The sequence below is a fragment of the Streptomyces sp. JK94 genome (assembly GCF_053613315.1).
Genome location: NZ_JBSICH010000082.1, coordinates 1 through 4,627, shown reverse-complemented (window position 1 = coordinate 4,627; position 4,627 = coordinate 1). Strand labels below are relative to the sequence as shown.

The 4,627-nt window shown below is 60.6% G+C and carries 2 rRNA genes and 1 pseudogene; 1 reads left to right on the top strand and 2 read right to left on the bottom strand.

From position 1 onward, the window contains the following. Window positions 1-1,017 (top strand): annotated as a pseudogene (locus tag ACVV2G_RS33250) (hypothetical protein); the annotation flags it as partial. A gap of 122 nt (window positions 1,018-1,139) precedes the next feature. Here ACVV2G_RS33250 and rrf read toward each other — a convergent pair. After that, window positions 1,140-1,256 (bottom strand): 5S ribosomal RNA (gene rrf, locus ACVV2G_RS33245). A gap of 106 nt (window positions 1,257-1,362) precedes the next feature. Beyond that, window positions 1,363-4,484, bottom strand: a 23S ribosomal RNA gene (locus ACVV2G_RS33240). Window positions 4,485-4,627: the final 143 nt, after the last annotated feature.

Sequence of the window (4,627 nt, the reverse complement as noted above, 5' to 3'; positions counted from 1 at the left end):
ACGGTCGTCACGGCCACGGAACCCACCGCGGTCACCACGGTCGTCACGGCCACGGAACCCACCCCGGTCACCACGGTCCCGGTCACCACGGTCCCGGTCGTCACGCCGGTCGTCCCGCCGGAAGCCACCGCGATCGCCCCGGTTGTCGTCCCGACGGAAACCACCACGGTCACCACCACGGTCCCGATCGTCACGCCGGAAACCACCGCGATCACCGCGGTCGTCACCACGACGCTCACCACGGTCGTCGCGACGGAAGGACGGGCGGTCCCCACCCCGGTCACCCCGGTCGTCACGACGGAAGGACGGGCGGTCTCCACCCCGGTCACCCCGGTCGTCACGACGGAACGAGGGACGGTCCCCACCCCGGTCGTCACGACGGTCGTCACGGCGGAACCCGCGGTCACCACCGCGGTCACGGTCATCACGACGCGGCCCACGGTCACGGTCGTCACGCCGGTCGAACCCACCACGGTTGTCGTCGCGCCGGTCGTCCCGTCGGAAGCCACCGCGATCGCCCCGGTTGTCGTCCCGACGGAAACCACCACGGTCACCACCACGGTCCCGATCGTCACGCCGGAAACCACCGCGATCACCGCGGTCGTCACCACGACGCTCACCACGGTCGTCGCGACGGAAGGACGGGCGGTCCCCACCCCGGTCACCCCGGTCGTCACGACGGAAGGACGGGCGGTCCCCACCCCGGTCACCCCGGTCGTCACGACGGAACGAGGGACGGTCCCCACCTCGGTCGTCACGACGGTCGTCACGGCGGAACCCGCGGTCACGGTCATCACGACGCGGCCCACGGTCACGGTCGTCACGCCGGTCGAACCCACCACGGTTGTCGTCACGCCGGTCGTCCCGCCGGAAGCCACCGGGCTGTGCGCCTCGGTCATCACGGCGGAACCCACCACGGTCCCCGCGCTGACCACTCCGGTCGCCACGGTCGCCACTGTCCCGTCGCCGCTGGTCGCGCTCCGGTCGATCGTCGGGAGAGTTGGTGGACATGGGTGACTCCTGTCTTCGGTACCGCAAGTCATTCTCGCGCAGACCGGGTACCCGGTGCGCCCTGGAAAAACGAAAGGACCCCTGGTCCCCAGCTGAACGCTGGGGACCAGGGGTCCTTCCCAAAGATTGTTCGGCGGCGTCCTACTCTCCCACAGGGTCCCCCCTGCAGTACCATCGGCGCTGTAAGGCTTAGCTTCCGGGTTCGAAATGTAACCGGGCGTTTCCCCTACGCTATGACCACCGAAACCCTAAAGGTTTCGAGCGAACAAGCACACTCTTTAATTGTCTGTTCAGCTCGAAAGCCGGCAACTGTTCGTTGCCTCAGAACTAACACAGTGGACGCGAGCAACTGAGGACAAGCCCTCGGCCTATTAGTACCGGTCACCTCCACACCTTGCGGTGCTTCCAGATCCGGCCTATCAACCCAGTCGTCTACTGGGAGCCTTACCCCATCAAGTGGGTGGGAGTCCTCATCTCGAAGCAGGCTTCCCGCTTAGATGCTTTCAGCGGTTATCCCTCCCGAACGTAGCCAACCAGCCATGCCCTTGGCAGGACAACTGGCACACCAGAGGTTCGTCCGTCCCGGTCCTCTCGTACTAGGGACAGCCCTTCTCAAGACTCCTACGCGCACAGCGGATAGGGACCGAACTGTCTCACGACGTTCTAAACCCAGCTCGCGTACCGCTTTAATGGGCGAACAGCCCAACCCTTGGGACCGACTCCAGCCCCAGGATGCGACGAGCCGACATCGAGGTGCCAAACCATCCCGTCGATATGGACTCTTGGGGAAGATCAGCCTGTTATCCCCGGGGTACCTTTTATCCGTTGAGCGACGGCGCTTCCACAAGCCACCGCCGGATCACTAGTCCCGACTTTCGTCCCTGCTCGACCCGTCGGTCTCACAGTCAAGCTCCCTTGTGCACTTACACTCAACACCTGATTGCCAACCAGGCTGAGGGAACCTTTGGGCGCCTCCGTTACTCTTTAGGAGGCAACCGCCCCAGTTAAACTACCCATCAGACACTGTCCCTGATCCGGATCACGGACCCAGGTTAGACATCCAGCACGACCAGACTGGTATTTCAACGACGACTCCACCCACACTGGCGTGCGAGCTTCACAGTCTCCCAGCTATCCTACACAAGCCGAACCGAACACCAATATCAAACTGTAGTAAAGGTCCCGGGGTCTTTCCGTCCTGCTGCGCGAAACGAGCATCTTTACTCGTAGTGCAATTTCACCGGGCCTATGGTTGAGACAGTCGAGAAGTCGTTACGCCATTCGTGCAGGTCGGAACTTACCCGACAAGGAATTTCGCTACCTTAGGATGGTTATAGTTACCACCGCCGTTTACTGGCGCTTAAGTTCTCAGCTTCGCCCCACCGAAATGGAGCTAACCGGTCCCCTTAACGTTCCAGCACCGGGCAGGCGTCAGTCCGTATACATCGCCTTACGGCTTCGCACGGACCTGTGTTTTTAGTAAACAGTCGCTTCTCGCTGGTCTCTGCGGCCACCCCCAGCTCAGACCGTAAAGATCATCACCAGAAGTGGCCCCCCTTCTCCCGAAGTTACGGGGGCATTTTGCCGAGTTCCTTAACCATAGTTCACCCGAACGCCTCGGTATTCTCTACCTGACCACCTGAGTCGGTTTAGGGTACGGGCCGCCATGAAACTCGCTAGAGGCTTTTCTCGACAGCATAGGATCATCCACTTCACCACAATCGGCTCGGCATCAGGTCTCAGCCCCATGTGCGACGGATTTACCTACCGCACGGCCTACACCCTTACCCCGGGACAACCACCGCCCGGGATGGACTACCTTCCTGCGTCACCCCATCACTCACCTACTAACCGCTTGGTTCAGCGGCTCCACCACTTCCCTTTGCCCGAAGGCTCCAGGACGGCTTCACGGCCTTAGCATCACGATGCTCGATGTCTGACGCTTCACAGCGGGTACCGGAATATCAACCGGTTATCCATCGACTACGCCTGTCGGCCTCGCCTTAGGTCCCGACTTACCCTGGGCAGATCAGCTTGACCCAGGAACCCTTAGTCAATCGGCGCAAACGTTTCTCACGTTTGTATCGCTACTCATGCCTGCATTCTCACTCGTGAACCGTCCACAACTCGCTTCCGCGGCTGCTTCACCCGGCACACGACGCTCCCCTACCCATCACAGCCGGCGTTGGCCGTATTACTGCAATGACACGACTTCGGCGGTACGCTTGAGCCCCGCTACATTGTCGGCGCGGAATCACTAGACCAGTGAGCTATTACGCACTCTTTCAAGGGTGGCTGCTTCTAAGCCAACCTCCTGGTTGTCTGTGCGACTCCACATCCTTTCCCACTTAGCGTACGCTTAGGGGCCTTAGTCGATGCTCTGGGCTGTTTCCCTCTCGACCATGGAGCTTATCCCCCACAGTCTCACTGCCGCGCTCTCACTTACCGGCATTCGGAGTTTGGCTAAGGTCAGTAACCCGGTAGGGCCCATCGCCTATCCAGTGCTCTACCTCCGGCAAGAAACACACGACGCTGCACCTAAATGCATTTCGGGGAGAACCAGCTATCACGGAGTTTGATTGGCCTTTCACCCCTAACCACAGGTCATCCCCCAGGTTTTCAACCCTGGTGGGTTCGGTCCTCCACGAAGTCTTACCTCCGCTTCAACCTGCCCATGGCTAGATCACTCCGCTTCGGGTCTTGAGCGTGCTACTGAAACGCCCTGTTCGGACTCGCTTTCGCTACGGCTACCCCACCCGGGTTAACCTCGCAACACACCGCAAACTCGCAGGCTCATTCTTCAAAAGGCACGCAGTCACGAGACGAAGAGCAAGCTCTCCGTCCGACGCTCCCACGGCTTGTAGGCACACGGTTTCAGGTACTATTTCACTCCGCTCCCGCGGTACTTTTCACCATTCCCTCACGGTACTATCCGCTATCGGTCACCAGGGAATATTTAGGCTTAGCGGGTGGTCCCGCCAGATTCACACGGGATTTCTCGGGCCCCGTGCTACTTGGGTGTCTCTCAAACGAGCCGCTGATGTTTCGACTACGGGGGTCTTACCCTCTACGCCGGACCTTTCGCATGTCCTTCGCCTACATCAACGGTTTCTGACTCGTCCCACGGCCGGCAGACCGTGGAAGAGAGATCCCACAACCCCGCACACGCAACCCCTGCCGGGTCTCACACGTATACGGTTTGGCCTCATCCGGTTTCGCTCGCCACTACTCCCGGAATCACGGTTGTTTTCTCTTCCTGCGGGTACTGAGATGTTTCACTTCCCCGCGTTCCCTCCACACTGCCTATGTGTTCAGCAGCGGGTGACAGCCCATGACGACTGCCGGGTTTCCCCATTCGGAAACCCCCGGATCAAAGCCTGGTTGACGACTCCCCGGGGACTATCGTGGCCTCCCACGTCCTTCATCGGTTCCTGGTGCCAAGGCATCCACCGTGCGCCCTTAAAAACTTGGCCACAGATGCTCGCGTCCACTGTGCAGTTCTCAAACAACGACCAACCACCCACCACCCCGGAAAAACTCCCGAGTACACTGGGGCCGGCAACTGAAAGCAGGCCACACGGCCGTACCCTCAGACACCCAACAGCATGCCCGACAC